10 protein-coding genes, 2 tRNA genes and 3 rRNA genes are annotated in these 15,632 nt (G+C 57.0%); 7 read left to right on the forward strand and 8 right to left on the reverse strand.

The genetic code is table 11. From position 1 onward, the window contains the following. Window positions 1-8 precede the first annotated feature (8 nt). The 6 genes from M52SOB_RS11895 to proB all read left to right on the forward strand — a co-directional run bounded on the left by M52SOB_RS11895 (window position 9) and on the right by proB (window position 5,922). Entirely contained in the window at window positions 9-2,384 is a 2,376-nt protein-coding gene (locus M52SOB_RS11895; protein ID WP_131112008.1) for a hypothetical protein, read from the forward strand. Next, complete coding sequence (locus tag M52SOB_RS11900) at window positions 2,381-3,052, forward strand: prepilin-type N-terminal cleavage/methylation domain-containing protein (protein ID WP_131112009.1); 672 nt, start codon at window positions 2,381-2,383, stop codon at window positions 3,050-3,052. The genes M52SOB_RS11895 and M52SOB_RS11900 overlap by 4 nt, the downstream gene beginning before the upstream one ends. A gap of 85 nt (window positions 3,053-3,137) precedes the next feature. Then, a complete protein-coding gene (gene rplU, locus M52SOB_RS11905; RefSeq protein ID WP_131112010.1) occupies window positions 3,138-3,449 on the forward strand; it encodes a 50S ribosomal protein L21 in 312 nt (103 codons plus the stop codon). Between the two features lie 22 nt (window positions 3,450-3,471). Continuing rightward, window positions 3,472-3,732 carry a 50S ribosomal protein L27 gene (gene rpmA / locus M52SOB_RS11910; protein ID WP_131112011.1) on the forward strand — a complete coding sequence of 87 codons (261 nt, stop codon included), beginning with the start codon at window positions 3,472-3,474 and terminating at the stop codon, window positions 3,730-3,732. Between the two features lie 62 nt (window positions 3,733-3,794). Next, the gene (gene cgtA / locus M52SOB_RS11915) at window positions 3,795-4,814 is read left to right on the forward strand and encodes an Obg family GTPase CgtA (protein WP_131112012.1); all 1,020 of its coding nucleotides are present in this window, start codon (window positions 3,795-3,797) and stop codon (window positions 4,812-4,814) included. Then, window positions 4,807-5,922 carry a glutamate 5-kinase gene (proB, locus tag M52SOB_RS11920; RefSeq protein ID WP_131112013.1) on the forward strand — a complete coding sequence of 372 codons (1,116 nt, stop codon included), beginning with the start codon at window positions 4,807-4,809 and terminating at the stop codon, window positions 5,920-5,922. Before cgtA ends, proB begins: the two co-directional genes overlap by 8 nt. 149 nt (window positions 5,923-6,071) lie before the next feature. Here the strand turns inward: proB and rrf are convergent. The 6 genes from rrf to tyrS all read right to left on the reverse strand — a co-directional run bounded on the left by rrf (window position 6,072) and on the right by tyrS (window position 13,287). After that, window positions 6,072-6,185 (reverse strand): 5S ribosomal RNA (rrf, locus tag M52SOB_RS11925). Window positions 6,186-6,306: 121 nt separating this feature from the next. After that, window positions 6,307-9,745: ribosomal RNA gene (locus M52SOB_RS11930) — 23S ribosomal RNA — on the reverse strand. 288 nt (window positions 9,746-10,033) lie between these two features. Further along, a tRNA-Ala gene (locus M52SOB_RS11935) sits at window positions 10,034-10,109 on the reverse strand. 8 nt (window positions 10,110-10,117) lie between these two features. Further along, a tRNA-Ile gene (locus tag M52SOB_RS11940) sits at window positions 10,118-10,194 on the reverse strand. A 53-nt stretch (window positions 10,195-10,247) separates the two neighbouring features. Then, window positions 10,248-11,785: ribosomal RNA gene (locus M52SOB_RS11945) — 16S ribosomal RNA — on the reverse strand. The 16S, 23S and 5S rRNA genes sit together here with 2 tRNA genes alongside, the layout of an rRNA operon. 314 nt (window positions 11,786-12,099) lie before the next feature. After that, complete coding sequence (tyrS, locus tag M52SOB_RS11950) at window positions 12,100-13,287, reverse strand: tyrosine--tRNA ligase (RefSeq protein WP_131112014.1); 1,188 nt, start codon at window positions 13,285-13,287, stop codon at window positions 12,100-12,102. 110 nt (window positions 13,288-13,397) lie between these two features. Between tyrS and M52SOB_RS11955 the strand changes: the two genes are divergently transcribed. Then, window positions 13,398-14,693, forward strand: coding sequence for a M23 family metallopeptidase (locus M52SOB_RS11955; protein WP_172601833.1), 1,296 nt, complete (start codon window positions 13,398-13,400; stop codon window positions 14,691-14,693). Window positions 14,694-14,751: 58 nt separating this feature from the next. On the opposite strand, the gene erpA is transcribed toward M52SOB_RS11955, so the two are convergent. Continuing rightward, complete coding sequence (erpA, locus tag M52SOB_RS11960; protein WP_131112016.1) at window positions 14,752-15,102, reverse strand: iron-sulfur cluster insertion protein ErpA; 351 nt, start codon at window positions 15,100-15,102, stop codon at window positions 14,752-14,754. A 99-nt stretch (window positions 15,103-15,201) separates the two neighbouring features. After that, window positions 15,202-15,603 (reverse strand): bactofilin family protein, encoded by a 402-nt coding sequence (locus tag M52SOB_RS11965; RefSeq protein WP_131112533.1) that lies wholly within the window; start codon window positions 15,601-15,603, stop codon window positions 15,202-15,204. Window positions 15,604-15,632 lie beyond the last annotated feature (29 nt).

The raw sequence follows: 15,632 nt of genomic DNA on the forward strand, positions 1-15,632 counted from the left end.
AGTCGGCGATGACGGGACGGCACATGCGGCGATTCCAGCAGGGTGCCGCCCTGCTGGTGTTTTTGATATTGCTCGTCATGGCTGCCCTAGCCGTCCTCGTCAACCGTCTGACGGCCGAATCGATGGAAGCTCTGCGGCGCGAAAGGACCACCACGGCACTCGCACAGGCACGCGATGCGCTGCTCGGCTACGCGCAAACCTTGCGCGACAGGAAACCTGACCAGGTCTATGGCTATTTGCCACTCCCGGATTTGGGTAGCTCGCGCAATCAGAACCTCGACCCCCTATGCCTCGATGCAAGTGGTAAAGCTCTGGAAGGCTGTGACGCCAATTTTTTCACCGGCTTGACTTTCGATGCAAAAGGTATCGGCCCGACGGTGGTCGGCAGATTTCCCTGGCGCACATTGGGTACCGGGCCGCTGCGTGATGGCGATGGCGAATGTCTGTGGCTGATCATCTCTTCACTGCACAGCCGTATCCAGCGCGCCACTCCTCCGCCTCAACCCCCTCCCATGAATTGGGATACGCTCGGCCAGCTCGACATCGTCGTCGCCAACGGCACGGCTTCGCTCAACAATATTCTCGCCAGTCCTCATGATCGCCCAGTGGCGATCATCTTTGCTCCCGGCCCCCCTTTGCCCGGACAGAACCGCAGTCCATCCGGCAGCGACGATGTCAGCCAGTGCGGCGGCAACTACGATGCCCGGAACTATCTCGATCCAGCTATCGCTACGGCCTTGGGTGGGGTCACGAACTATCTCGGCGGAACGAATGCCGCCAGCGATAGTACTGGAGATTCGGATCCGACCAACGATCCCGACACGCCCAAGCCATTGCACACCGCGGGCAAGGTGTTCAAATCTTCTGGCAATTTTTTCTCCAATGGTTGCAACGCAGCGGACTGCCAATTGCTGGCGAACGACATCGGCTTGAGTATTACACCCGACGGTCTGTTCGAAACTTTGCGCCGGAACGCCAACTTTCGCAGCGACATCAACAGCCTGTTCGACCGAATCGTCGGCTGCCTGCGCGATGGAATCGCCGCCGGCGCCACGCTCGGCACCGGCAAGATCGCCGGTGCGGATAACAACGCTTGTTATGGGCAGAACGTTCCGCCGATCGACTACTATCCAAATTGGCGCGAAATGATCTTCACTGCGGCACCTGCAACGGTGAATGGCTTATCCTGTGCCGGCGCCGTGCTGTTCGCCGGCCAGCGCGGTCCCGCTCAAGTGCGAGTCACTCCGGCCGACAAAGCCAACCCCGCGAACTATCTCGAAGGCGGCAACCTGACCGCTTTCGTCTCTGGCACGCACAACTTTTCCGGGCCAACCCTGCTCGACCGCATTGGTAACGGACAAACGGCTGCACAAGACATCGTCCGTTGCATTCCTGCCTCGGCGAGCCTGAACACGGTGACCTCACCAGCACTCAACGCACTGGGCGGGCAAATCGTCGCCTATGACCCCTCTACACGCACCCTGACACTAGGGCGCTCGTTCTCCATCAGCCGTTCTCAGCGCGCGGCTAATTTCAGCCATTTTTTCGGCTGCAGCTGGACGCCCGAAACCCACCTCCTCGGTAACGGCCTGCGCAGCTACTTCAGATTCCGCATTCTCGACCGAGGCGAAGGCTTTACTTTCGCGATCATCGACGGAGACCGCAACAGCAGCAACGTATGCGGCGCGGCGGGAGAGCATCTCGGCTATTCCGGCAACAACGGCGTCACCCCCCGTATCATCGAACCCAAGATCGGCATCGAGATCGATACTAGACGGCAATTCTCTCGCAACGACCCCGCCTATATCGGAGGACATTTCGGCATCGTCTATTGGGGCGACAGTCCGGACACCGACGACAACGTGCACGGCGTGCCCGCCTTGACGTCGGCCAGTCGACCTCCACCGCAAAATCCACCTTCACCTCTCTCACCGACCCAAGGAGCAGGCATTTACAAACTGGACGCCAATCTCAGCCAAACGCCTCTCAACCAAGACATTCATGTCCGAGTCGAACTGACTCGCATGACGACCGACTCAGCCAACCATAACTCAAGCTGGCTGCTGGAGGTCTGGCTGCTAAAGGACAGTCCCACCACGGCCAATCAGATCGCGGCGATGAAAGATACCACCCGCCCGATGGCGCAGCTTTCCCCCGGCTTTGCAGCCCACGTCCGTGACACGCCTATCCTGTTTGATCTCCGAGGAGGTGCATGTGTCAGCGATGCCGATTGTTCCGCGGGTTATTCATGTTCAACTGCCGAACAGCAGTGCTACGCTCCCGCCTTGAAAAATGTCAGGCTCGGGTTCACCAACGCCCAAAGCACTCGCGCCAATGACCAACTCATCACCATCAACGACTTCTTCACGACATGGCTTCCATGAAACGTGCCGTTCCACCAGCGCCGACTTTTCGACAGCAAGGCTTCACGCTCACCGAAATGGCGGTGGTGCTGGTCATCGTTGCCTTGCTGATCGGCGGCATGATCCTGCCGCTCTCCACGCAGATGGATCTTCGCAACGTCGCGGAAACCCGCAAGCAACTGAGCGACATCGTTGAAGCGCTCTATGGTTTCGCCGCCAGTCATGCCGCCAGTGATGGCCGACCCTATCTACCTTGCCCGGACACCGATGGGGATGGAATAGAAAACCGCAGTGGGGGAAGCTGCACGAACCAAGAGGGCATCTTGCCGTGGTCAACTCTTGGCCTGGGACGTCAGGACGCCTGGGGGAATCCGTTCCGATATAGAGTCACCGCCTCCTTTTCCAACAGCACGACAGGATTCACTCTACTCACGGGCGGAGACTTGCGGGTCTGCACAACGAGTGCCTGTATCGCCACCCTAGGCACCCAACTTCCTGCCGTCATTCTTTCGACCGGCAAAAACGGTCTCGCCACCCCAACCGATGCCGATGAACTCGCCAATCTCGACGGCAACACGGATTTCGTCATGCATGATTCGGCCAATACGACCAGTTTCGACGATCTGGTCGTCTGGTTGCCTGCGGCCATCTTGTTCAACCGCATGATCTCGGCTGGCAAGCTGCCCTGACACATACGCAGCTGGCGACATTGACCTCCGCGACGAAAGTTATTATCATACGCGGTTCTTCAAAACGTTATCTCTGGAGTCCAACATGTATGCGGTCATAAAAACCGGCGGCAAGCAGTATCGCGTCGTCGCCGGCGAAAAAATCAAGGTAGAACAGATACCGGCAGATGTGGGCACCGAAATTTCCCTGGACCAGGTCCTGATGGTTGGCGCAGGCGAGAGCGTGAAGGTTGGCAATCCGCTCGTCACTGGCGCTACCGTGACCGCCAAGGTGGTTTCGCAAGGCCGTCATCCCAAGGTGAAGATCTTCAAGATGCGGCGGCGCAAGCACTACCAGAAGCACCAAGGGCATCGCCAAAATTACACTGAATTGGAAATCAGCAGCATCAACGCCTGATTTCGAGGTCTAGGAGCACACCATGGCACACAAAAAGGCAGGCGGCAGCTCACGTAACGGCCGCGATTCCGAATCTAAACGTCTCGGCGTGAAGCGCTTTGGCGGTCAGCTGGTCGCAGCTGGCAACATCATCGTCCGTCAGCGTGGCACTCAGTTCCACCCTGGTGAAAATGTCGGCATCGGCAAAGATCACACCCTTTACGCAAAAACCACGGGGATCGTGAAATTTTCCATCAAGGGTCCGATGCAGCGCCATTACGTCACCATCGAACCCGTCGCCTGAATCTTGGCTGGATCGGTTCATGAAGCCCTGTCCGGCTGGATGGGGCTTTTTCTTTTGCTCACATGAAATTTTTCGACGAGGCACTGATTTCCGTCAGTGCAGGCAATGGTGGCAACGGTGCGGTCTCCTTCCGCAGGGAGAAATACGTCCCGCGCGGAGGCCCCGATGGTGGCGATGGCGGCCGCGGCGGAAACATCGTCATGGTCGCGGACCGCAACCTCAATACGCTGATCGATTACCGATATACGCGTGTTTTTCGTGCCGAGCATGGACAAAATGGGCGAGGCGCGGATTGTTACGGCAAGAGCGGTAGCGATCTTGTTTTGCGCGTGCCAGTCGGCACAGTCGTCACGGACCTGTCCACGGGCGAAATCATCACCGATCTGGACCATGATGGCGCGACTGCCATCGTCGCAAAAGGCGGCTCCGGCGGCCTGGGAAACCTGCACTTCAAGTCGAGCACGAATCGCGCTCCTCGCCAGTTCACACCCGGTACGCCGGGGGAGTCCCGCGAGCTGAAGCTGGAGCTTAAGTTGCTCGCAGACGTGGGTTTATTGGGCTTGCCGAATGCGGGCAAGTCGACATTCATTCGCGCTGTGTCTGCAGCTCGCCCGAAGGTTGCAGATTATCCTTTCACCACTTTGCATCCTAATCTCGGCGTCGTCAGGGTGGCAGAAAACCAAAGCTTCGTCATTGCCGACATTCCCGGCTTGATACGTGGCGCATCCGAAGGCGCCGGGCTGGGCCACCGTTTTTTGAAGCATCTGCAGCGCACCCGGCTGCTGCTGCATCTGATCGATATTGCACCGCCCGACCCTGACGCCGACCCGGTGGCTGATGCGAAAGCAATCGTCCAGGAACTACGCAATTACGACGAAGCCCTGTTTCACAAACCGCGCTGGATCGTTCTCAATAAAATCGACCTGATCCCCGAGGATGAACGCGAGGAACGGGTGAACACGATACTACGTGGGCTTGGTAACCCATCGCCCGCTTTCGTCGTCTCCGCGGCAACCGGTGAGGGATGTCAGCAGCTTTGCCAACGAATCATGCAACTTTTGTCCGCGACAGATCATGCGTAACGACATCGCTCAATGCCGCCGACTCGTCGTCAAGGTCGGCAGCGCACTCGTTACCAATAACGGTGCCGGCCTTTCATCCGAATTCATCGCCGACTGCGCACGTCAGATCACACAGCTTCACAAATCTGGCCGGCAAATTCTGCTCGTCTCTTCGGGGGCGATAGCCGCCGGTATGCAGCGGCTGGGCTGGACGAAACGCCCCCATGCCATTCATGCACTGCAAGCCGCGGCTGCCGTTGGTCAAATGGGGCTGACCCAGGCCTATGAGTCCGTTTTTGCCCAACACGGACTGACATGCGCACAGATTCTTCTCACTCATGATGATTTGGCTGATCGCCGCCGTTATCTCAATGCCCGCTCCACCCTCAATACCTTGATCGACCTCGCCGTCGTGCCGATCATCAACGAAAATGACACCGTCGTCACCGAAGAAATCCGGTTCGGCGACAACGACACCTTGGGCGCTCTCGTTGCCAACCTCGTGGAGGCGGAAGCGCTGATCATCCTCACCGATCAACGGGGGCTATTCACTGCAGACCCGCGGCAGGATCCCAATGCCACACTGATTTCAGAGGGAGACGCCGAAGACCGTAGCTACGAAGCCATGGCCGGGGGCGCCGGCACTGCCATCAGCAAGGGAGGAATGATTACCAAGGTCAAAGCGGCGCAGCGCGCAGCCCGTAGTGGTGCTCACACCTTGATTATCAGCGGCCGCGAATCCGATGCGTTGATCCGTGCCGCTCACGGCGAGCCGCTCGGCACCTGCCTGCGTGCCCATAAAACGCCCCTTGCCGCACGAAAGCAGTGGCTTGCGGATCATTTGCGTGTTGCCGGCGCTGTTGTTTTGGATGATGGCGCCATCCGCGCGCTTCGATCTGGTAAGAGTCTATTGCCTATCGGTGTGCGCGATGTTCGTGGCGAATTCGATCGCGGCACGGTCATTGCCTGTCTCGATGGTAATGGCTGCGAAATTGCCCGCGGATTGACAAACTATCCAAGCAATGAAGCGCGCAAAATTGCCGGCCGTCCAAGCAGTGAAATCGAGTCCCTGCTCGGTTACATGGATGAATTAGAGCTCATCCACCGTGATAACCTGGTGCTGATCTGAACCAATAGGCCATCCATCCGGCGGCTATCCATCCGGCTCGCAGCCAATTTCGCGTCTGTAAACGGAAGAAGCCCGCTGACGATCAGCGGGCTTCTCTTTTTGCACAACGCCCCGCCGGGGGTGGGACGGGGCGTTGCTGTATGGGGTTAGTCTGGTGTTGACCTACTTTCTCGCCCGGAGGGGGCAATATCATTGGCGCGGTCTCGTTTCACGGTCCTGTTCGGGATGGGAAGGGGTGGTACCGAGACGCTATGGACACCAGACTGAAACTGGGGTGATTTTTGCGGAGGGGGTTTGGAAGAAGTGTGTGTGGGGGGGGGTAATGATTGTTGTGGGTTGTGCTGTCGGGGCACAACGGGGTTGGCGTTGTGGTGACAAGGTTATAGGGTCAAGCCGCACGGGCAATTAGTACTGGTTAGCTTAACGCATTGCTGCGCTTCCACACCCAGCCTATCAACGTCCTGGTCTAGAACGACCCTTTAGGGGGATCGAGTCCCCGGGAGATCTCATCTTGAGGCGAGTTTCACGCTTAGATGCTTTCAGCGTTTATCTCTTCCGTACTTAGCTACCCGGCGATGCGACTGGCGTCACAACCGGTCCACCAGAGGTACGTCCACTCCGGTCCTCTCGTACTAGGAGCAGGCCCTCTCAAATCTCCAGCGCCCACGGCAGATAGGGACCAAACTGTCTCACGACGTTTTGAACCCAGCTCACGTACCACTTTAAATGGCGAACAGCCATACCCTTGGGACCGGCTACAGCCCCAGGATGTGATGAGCCGACATCGAGGTGCCAAACTCCGCCGTCGATGTGAACTCTTGGGCGGAATCAGCCTGTTATCCCCAGAGTACCTTTTATCCGTTGAGCGATGGCCCTTCCATACAGAACCACCGGATCACTATGACCTGCTTTCGCACCTGCTCGACTTGTGGGTCTCGCAGTCAAGCCGCCTTTTGCCATTGCACTATGAGCACGATGTCCGACCGTGCCTAGGCGACCTTCGTACTCCTCCGTTACCGTTTAGGAGGAGACCGCCCCAGTCAAACTGCCTGCCATGCACGGTCCCCGACCCCGATTCAGGGGCCCAGGTTAGAACCTCAACGACACCAGGGTGGTATTTCAACGTCGGCTCCGCGCGATCTGGCGACCGCGCCTCACAGCCTCCCACCTATCCTACACAAGTCCCGTCAAAGTCCAATGCAAAGCTACAGTAAAGGTTCATGGGGTCTTTCCGTCTAGCCGCGGGGAGATTGCATCTTCACAAACATTTCAACTTCGCTGAGTCCCAAGAGGAGACAGTGTGGCCATCGTTACGCCATTCGTGCAGGTCGGAACTTACCCGACAAGGAATTTCGCTACCTTAGGACCGTTATAGTTACGGCCGCCGTTTACCGGGGCTTCGATCAAGAGCTTGCACCCCATCACTTAACCTTCCGGCACCGGGCAGGCGTCACACCCTATACGTCGTCTTTCGACTTGGCAGAGTGCTGTGTTTTTGTTAAACAGTCGCAGCCACCGATTCTCTGCGACCCCTTTCCGCTTCGCCCGCGAGGGACTACACGTACTCGGGGCACACCTTCTCCCGAAGTTACGGTGTCAATTTGCCGAGTTCCTTCTCCTGGGTTCTCTCAAGCGCCTGAGAATTTTCATCCTGCCCACCTGTGTCGGTTTGCGGTACGGTCAATCACAGACTGAAGCTTAGAGGCTTTTCCTGGAAGCAGGGTATCACTCACTTCGCGGTCAAAGACCACTCGTCATCACGCCTTGGCTTAGCCGCACGGATTTTCCTATGCAGCACGCCTACACGCTTAAACCGGGACGTCCAACACCCGGCTGAGCTAACCTTCTCCGTCCCCCCATCGCATCTGTGATCGGTACAGGAATATTGACCTGTTTCCCATCGACTACGCCTTTCGGCCTCGCCTTAGGGGCCGACTCACCCTGCGCCGATGAACGTTGCGCAGGAAACCTTGGGCTTTCGGCGAGCGGGCTTTTCACCCGCTTTATCGCTACTCATGTCAGCATTCGCACTTCCGATACCTCCAGCAGGGTTCCCACCCCACCTTCTCTGGCCTACGGAACGCTCCCCTACCGTCCAGGATTCAGGTTACAGGATACGGGTTACAGTGTCTTCGATAACCCCGTCAGCATCTTGGCGATCACTTCATACTCGTCTCGCCAGCGCTGCCAGGCCACCTCATCGATGTAGCCCAAATCTTTACAGTATCTCAGCCATACCCGCATCTCGTCTGCACTCCCAATCGCCATGTGCACGAAACGCTTGAATTCCGCTTTGGAATGCGCTTGCTTGCCAAATCCTTCCGCAAGATTGGCACAAATGCCTTTGCTCGCGCGTCGGATTTGATCAGATAGCGCATATTGCTCGATCGACGGGAAGGTCAAACTCACCCGGTGGATCTCCAAGGAAATCGCATAGGCACGCTTGAACACCTCCAGATCATCGAACTTCAGCGTCATACTGATTCCTGTACCCTGAAACCTGAATCCTGAACCCGCAGCTTCGGTTATTGGCTTGAGCCCCGTTACATCTTCCGCGCAGGACGACTCGACCAGTGAGCTATTACGCTTTCTTTAAAGGGTGGCTGCTTCTAAGCCAACCTCCTGGCTGTCTATGCCTTCCCACCTCGTTTACCACTTAGCCAATCATTGGGGACCTTAGCTGGCGGTCTGGGTTGTTTCCCTCTCGACACCGGACGTTAGCACCCGGTGTCTGTCTCCCATACATCACTTGCCGGTATTCGGAGTTTGCTATGGCGAGGTAGATCTCAATGACCCCCCCAACCATTACAGTGCTCTACCCCCGGCAGTGTCCATATGAGGCGCTACCTAAATAGCTTTCGGGGAGAACCAGCTATCTCCAGATTTGTTTAGCCTTTCACCCCTATCCACAGCTCATCCCCTACTTTTTCAACAGTAGTGGGTTCGGACCTCCAGTGAGTGTTACCCCACCTTCATCCTGGCCATGGATAGATCATCTGGTTTCGGGTCTACGCCCAGCAACTCAATCGCCCTATTCAGACTCGGTTTCCCTACGCCTCCCCTATCCGGTTAAGCTCGCTACTGAACGTAAGTCGCTGACCCATTATACAAAAGGTACGCAGTCACCCCTGCTTCAAGAACTCTAGTTCTTGAAGCAGGGGCAGGTTTCAGGTTTCAGGTTTCAGGTTTCAGCAAAAGCACGTCGCTTTGCGGCGTACAACCCACTGTACCCTGTACCCTGCACCCTGACTCCTGCCCCGCTTCAAGCGCAAAGCGCTTGAAGCAGGGGCTCCCACTGTTTGTATGCATGCGGTTTCAGGATCTATTTCACTCCCCTCCCGGGGTTCTTTTCGCCTTTCCCTCACGGTACTGGTTCACTATCGGTCGATCACGAGTATTTAGCCTTGGAGGATGGTCCCCCCATCTTCAGACAGGATTTCTCGTGTCCCGCCCTACTTGTCGCAAGCTCAGTCCCACTGCCGGGTTTTCGCGTACGGGGCTGTCACCCTCTATGGCCAGCCTTTCCAGACTGTTCCACTAACGCAGCAGCTATCTCTTGCAGGCTCTTCCCCGTTCGCTCGCCACTACTAAGGGAATCTCGGTTGATTTCTTTTCCTCGAGGTACTTAGATGTTTCAGTTCCCTCGGTTCGCCTCGACATCCTATGGATTCAGATGTCGATACCCTCGCGGGTGGGTTTCCCCATTCGGACACCTCCGGATCAAAGCCTGTTTGCGGGCTCCCCGAAGCTTTTCGCACGCTACAACGTCCTTCATCGCCTGTGATCGCCAAGGCATCCACCACATGCACTTCGTCGCTTGACCCTATAACGTTGTCCCCTGGCTCCCGCCAGGCCACGCTACAGGCACAACTCGCTTGTTTCCCTTCCATCGCTGGTTCAGGATGGAAGCGAAGATCGCAATCACTACCCATGCCGGTCAGGTATCAGGTATCAGGGATCAGGGATCAGATATCCCCATACCCCTACCGTGATTACCTCACCAGCACCTTCACTTCTTCCAAATTGTTAAAGAACCAACAGCCTCCGTGACCAAAAATCACGCATCAAGACTCAGACTTTCCATCTGATCCCTGATCCCTGACCTCTGATCTGGTGGAGGTGAACGGGATCGAACCGATGACCTCCTGCTTGCAAAGCAGGCGCTCTCCCAACTGAGCTACACCCCCCCTCAAGGTGGTGGGTCTGGTTGGGTTCGAACCAACGACCCCCGCCTTATCAAGACGGTGCTCTAACCAGCTGAGCTACAGACCCGCTCCCGCTCTCAAACAACCGATAGGCTGTAGGTGCTCACCAGGGTTCTCTAGAAAGGAGGTGATCCAGCCGCACCTTCCGATACGGCTACCTTGTTACGACTTCACCCCAGTCATGAAGCCCACCGTGGTAAGCGCCCCCCTCGCGGTTAGGCTACCTACTTCTGGTGAACCCCACTCCCATGGTGTGACGGGCGGTGTGTACAAGACCCGGGAACGTATTCACCGCGGCATGCTGATCCGCGATTACTAGCGATTCCGACTTCATGCAGTCGAGTTGCAGACTGCAATCCGGACTACGATCGGCTTTCTGGGATTGGCTCCACCTCGCGGCTTGGCAACCCTCTGTACCGACCATTGTATGACGTGTGAAGCCCTACCCATAAGGGCCATGAGGACTTGACGTCATCCCCACCTTCCTCCGGTTTGTCACCGGCAGTCTCATTAGAGTGCCCAACTCAATGATGGCAACTAATGACAAGGGTTGCGCTCGTTGCGGGACTTAACCCAACATCTCACGACACGAGCTGACGACAGCCATGCAGCACCTGTGTCCAGGCTCCCTTTCGGGCACCCCCACCTCTCAGCAGGGTTCCTGGCATGTCAAGGGTAGGTAAGGTTTTTCGCGTTGCATCGAATTAATCCACATCATCCACCGCTTGTGCGGGTCCCCGTCAATTCCTTTGAGTTTTAATCTTGCGACCGTACTCCCCAGGCGGCCAACTTCACGCGTTAGCTACGGTACTAAGAAAGTCTCCTTCCCCAACACCTAGTTGGCATCGTTTAGGGCGTGGACTACCAGGGTATCTAATCCTGTTTGCTCCCCACGCTTTCGTGCATGAGCGTCAGTGTCAACCCAGGGGGCTGCCTTCGCCATCGGTGTTCCTCCACATCTCTACGCATTTCACTGCTACACGTGGAATTCCACCCCCCTCTGCCGCACTCCAGCTTTACAGTCACAAACGCAGTTCCTAGGTTGAGCCCAGGGATTTCACATCTGTCTTATAAAGCCGCCTGCGCACGCTTTACGCCCAGTAATTCCGATTAACGCTCGCACCCTACGTATTACCGCGGCTGCTGGCACGTAGTTAGCCGGTGCTTCTTCTTCAGGTACCGTCATTAGCAGAGGGTATTCGCCTCCACCGTTTCGTCCCTGCCGAAAGAGCTTTACAACCCGAAGGCCTTCTTCACTCACGCGGAATGGCTGGATCAGGCTTGCGCCCATTGTCCAAAATTCCCCACTGCTGCCTCCCGTAGGAGTCTGGACCGTGTCTCAGTTCCAGTGTGGCTGATCATCCTCTCAGACCAGCTACGGATCGTCGCCTTGGTAGGCCTTTACCCCACCAACTAGCTAATCCGCCATCGGCCGCTCCAATTGCGTGAGGCCTTGCGGTCCCCCACTTTCACCCTCAGGTCGTATGCGGTATTAATCCGGCTTTCGCCGGGCTATCCCCCACAACTGGGTACGTTCCGATGTATTACTCACCCGTTCGCCGCTCGCCGCCAGGGTTGCCCCCGCGCTGCCGCCCGACTTGCATGTGTAAAGCATTCCGCCAGCGTTCAATCTGAGCCAGGATCAAACTCTTCAGTTCAATCTCTTCTCGCTCACTCAAATGAACGACAAGGTCTTTCCTTAACCTGTCTTCATCTGTGCAAGCACTTGCCAATTTCTTTCAGCAGCTCGCGCGCGACCTCTCCGGCCAGGGCTTCCTACCCCGCAAAACAGGCTTCGATTCTCACCCGCTTCGCCCACGCTCGCTACCTCCCCAGCAAGCACCTACACCTATCGGCTGTTTGGTTTTTAAAGAACATGCTGCGTCGTGCAGCAAAGAGGGGCGCATTATACCTACCGACTTTTGCGCGTCAACGACTTTCGGAAAAATTTTTTCTTGTCCTGAAATACAGGTCAGTAAAGGGTTATCCGCGCGAACTTGCGTTTACCGACTTGCAGCACGATGGTAGAGCCGGCTTGCAATTGCAAGGCCCTGTCCTCGATCTTGACACCATCGATGCGCACCCCCCCGCCGTCGATCAAACGCAAGGCCTCGGAGGTGCTCGCGACGAGTCCGGCTTGCTTCAACACCTGAGCTACCGGGCCGGCAGGCAAAGACAGCTCAGGCATGTCATCGGGAATGGCGCCTCGTTGAAAACGAGCAAGAAAATCTTCCAGCGCCGCCCTGGCGGCATCCTGACCATGGAAGCGCGCCACCAGCTCCTGAGCAAGCGAGATCTTGATATCCCGAGGATTGGCGCCTTCCGCGACATCGCGCTTGAGCTGCGCAATTTCATTGCTGGAGCGGAAGGAGAGCAGTTCGTAATAACGCCACATCAGCTCGTCCGAAATCGACATCAGTTTGCCGAAAATCTCGCGCGGCGGTTCGGCGATGCCAATGTAGTTGCCCAGCGACTTGGACATCTTGTTGACGCCGTCCAGTCCCTCGAGCAATGGCATGGTCAGGATGCACTGCGGAGTCTGCCCATAATGCTTTTGCAGCTCACGTCCAACAAGCAAATTGAACTTCTGGTCCGTCCCGCCCAGCTCGACATCTGCCTGCATTGCCACCGAATCGTAGCCCTGGCACAAGGGATAGAGGAACTCGTGAATGGCGATCGGCTGATTGGCGGCATAGCGCTTGGCAAAGTCGTCGCGCTCGAGCATGCGTGCAACGGTATGCTGGGCGGCAAGCCTGATCATGCCAGCCGCACCGAGAGAATCGAACCAGGTGGAGTTGAAGCAGATTTCCGTTTTCTCCGGATCGAGGATCTTGAACACCTGATCCTGATACGTCAGCGCGTTCTGCTTGATCTGCTCGCGAGACAATGGCGGTCGGGTGGCGTTCTTGCCGGTCGGGTCGCCGATCATGCCAGTGAAATCGCCGATCAGAAACATCACGTGATGGCCCAGCTCCTGGAAGTGTCTGAGCTTGTTGATCAGCACTGTGTGACCGAGATGCAGATCCGGGGCGGTCGGATCGAATCCTGCCTTGACTCTGAGAGGGCGACCGGTTTTCAGCTTTTCGACGAGCTCTGCCTCGACAAGCAACTCTTCGGCACCGCGTTTGATCAGGGCAAGCTGGGATTCGACATCAATCATACGTTAGCACCAGATTTTTGATGGGTTGAAATGTCTGTTAGACTTGGCCGCCGTCGTTGCCAAGCCACGAATCGATGCGCCAGATTCTAAACCAAGCACCCGATCTATCCTTGTTCCGCAAAGCCTCGCCAATCCTGCGTATCGCCTCGGCAGGCGCGGCTACCGCGGCGACGTTTTTTTTCATGGCGGCGGCGTTCGGCACTGCCCGCGATACCCTTGATCTCGATGCAAATATCAAGCAGGTCGTCGAGCAGTTACCCCTGCCGGCCCTTGAGCCCATCGAGGGTTCAACGAATTCGCTTACTCGCGAGATCGTCATTCAGCGTGGCGATACCCTCGGCAGCCTGTTGACCAAACTCGGCATCGACACGGCCGAAGCCGAACGCTTCCTGCGCCAGGACAAAAGCGCTGCAGCATTCGCGCGACAACTGGTTCCCGGGAAATCTTTCATTGCCAGGATCGATACGAATGGTGAGCTCGAATCGCTCGTCTTTCCGCTAAATGGCGAGAACTCGAAAGCGCTCGTCGTCCAGCGCACATCAGAAGGGTTTGCCGCAAAGACCGATGCTCTTCCTCTCGCCAGTAGGGTGGCATTGAAATCGGCGACTATCCAGCATTCGCTGTTCGCGGCCACCGACGAAGCCGGCATCCCAGATGCCGTCGCCATTCAGTTAGTCGAAATATTCGGTGGCGACATCGACTTCCACCGGGACCTGCGCAAGGGCGACAGGTTTTCCGTAATCTATGAAAGCACCGATCATCTCGGCAAGCCGATCGGAAACCCGCGGATTCTGGCCGCCGAGTTCGTCAACGACGGTAAGACATACCGTGCATTCTGGTACCAGCCGGCGCAGGGCTCCGGAGGTTATTACACGGAAAGCGGACAAAGCATGAGGAAGGCCTTCTTGCGCTCACCGCTCGAATTTTCGAGGATTACGTCCGGCTTCTCCAGCGCCCGCTATCACCCCGTACTGCGTGAGGTTCGCGCGCATCGCGGCATCGATTACGCTGCACCTGTTGGTACACGCGTCAAAGCAACCGCGGATGGCGTGGTCGATTTCGTCGGCATGCAAGGTGGCTATGGCAAGGTCGTGATGCTCAGGCATCCGGGAAACCGGACCACCGTCTATGGTCATCTATCAGGTTTTGCCGCGGGATTGCGCAAAGGCTCACGGGTCTCGCAAGGCGAGGTCATCGGCTACGTCGGTGCTACTGGCCTTGCCACCGGCCCCCATCTCCATTACGAGTTCCGTGTTGCCGGCGTGCATCGCAATCCGCTCTCGATCGCCCTGCCAGAGGCAGCTCCCCTGCCAGATGGGCAGTTGGCCGCGTTCAAGACCGCGGCAGCCGAAATGGCGAACCAGCTCGCGATGGCGCGCGATATGCGTATCGCCCTGCTGGATTGAGGGCATCACAAAACGCAAGGGCGCCATTGGCGCCCTTGCGTTTCCGTCTGACCAGCGCTCAAACCGAAAACGAAGAACCGCAGCCGCAGGTGCTCGTGGCATTCGGGTTCTTGATGACGAACTGCGAGCCTTGCAAGCCTTCGCTGTAATCGATTTCGGCGCCGACGAGATACTGGAAGCTCATCGGGTCGATCAATAACGTCACACCGTTCTTTTCCATCACGGTGTCATCTTCGTTGATCACTTCATCGAAAGTGAACCCGTACTGGAAACCAGAACAGCCCCCACCAGTCACAAAGACTCTGAGCTTCAGTTCCGGATTCCCTTCTTCCAGGATCAGTTCCTTGACCTTGTTGGCAGCGCTATCAGTGAAAATCAGCGGTGCGGTCATTTCGGCGGGCGCGTTCATAGCAATGTTCTCCTTGGGGCTGGTTTATCGAGTGGCTTCATTATCGGACGCAAGATGCGGTCCGTCAAATGCAACCAATTTGCGGCAGGCAAGATGTTTTCAACGGCCGCCTGCCAGCTTCAATTCGACGGCCTTGGCGCCTTCGGCGCCACGATGCAGCAAGCGCCCTTCGACGATCGCCCCGAGATGGATCTCGATGGTGCTGTATTCGACATCCCCAGTCACGCGCGCACGCGGCTGCAACTCGAGGGCCTCGGCGGAACGGACTGGTCCATTGACAGTGCCGTTGATGACGACATGAGGAACGGCAACCTCGCCATCGACGCGGGCATGTTCGCTGATCACCAGGGTTCCGGGCTGATCGCCGGCTGCGCAAACGTTGCCGTGGACTTCTCCGTCGATACGCAAGCCGCCCGAGAAAGTGATATTGCCTTCCACAGTCGTTCCTGCTCCGATCAAAGTATCGATCCTACCGTTCGGCTTGCTGGACTTCTTGAACATGAGCACCTCCTTTTCCACAAGACGGTCCG

It is taken from the genome of Sulfuricystis thermophila, assembly GCF_004323595.1.
Lineage (GTDB): Bacteria > Pseudomonadota > Gammaproteobacteria > Burkholderiales > Rhodocyclaceae > Sulfuricystis > Sulfuricystis thermophila.